Source organism: Ideonella sp. P3_A4 (assembly GCF_056403075.1).
Genome location: NZ_JBFUGE010001241.1, coordinates 1 through 802, shown reverse-complemented (window position 1 = coordinate 802; position 802 = coordinate 1). Strand labels below are relative to the sequence as shown.

Annotated in this window: 1 protein-coding gene; it reads left to right on the top strand. The window is 70.1% G+C overall.

Going from position 1 to position 802, the window contains the following annotated elements:
* Positions 1–213: 213 nt before the first annotated feature.
* Positions 214–802: DNA mismatch repair endonuclease MutL (gene mutL, locus AC1DYI_RS37305; protein WP_477209095.1), on the top strand; the 589-nt coding region annotated here is incomplete at its 3' end.

The following is an 802-nucleotide window of genomic DNA, read 5'->3' as shown; positions in this document are numbered from 1 at the left end:
GCGCTGGCACGGGCGGCTCGATCCTGATCATCGGCTCGGCCGCCGGGGTGGCGGCGATGGGGCTGGAGCGGATCGAGTTCGGCTGGTACCTGCGCAAGATCAGCCTCTTGGCGCTGCTGGGCTACCTGGCCGGCGCCGGCACCTACCTGCTGCAAGGTGTGGTCGGCTGATGGCTGCCACGTCTCGCGCGCACGAGCTTCCTACAATCCCACCATGACAGCCTTGGTCCCAGACACCGCCGCGCCCGAAACAGTCGCGCGACGCCCGATCCGCGAACTGCCCGACGAGCTGGTCAGCCAGATCGCCGCTGGCGAGGTGGTCGAGCGCCCGGCGTCGGTCGTGCGCGAGCTGGTCGACAACGCGCTGGACGCTGGCGCCTCGCAGATCACCGTCAAACTGATCGCAGGCGGCATCCGTGCGATCGTGGTCGAAGACGATGGCGGCGGCATCCCCGCCGACGAGTTGCCGCTGGCGGTCAAGCGGCACGCGACCAGCAAGATCCGCTCGCTGGCCGAGCTGGAAGGTGTCGCGACCATGGGTTTTCGCGGCGAGGCACTGGCTGCGATCGCCTCGGTCTCTGAACTCGCCATCGTCAGCCGCACCACCGATGCCCCGCATGCGCAACGATTGGACGCGCGCAGCGGCGAGCTGCAGCCCGCGGCGCGTGCGGTCGGCACCAGCATCGAGGTGCGAGAACTCTTCTTCAGCACGCCGGCGCGCCGCAAGTTCTTGAAGAGCGAAGCCACCGAGCTGGCCCACGCGACCGAGGCGGTGCGCCGCCACGCGCTGGCCCGGCCCGACG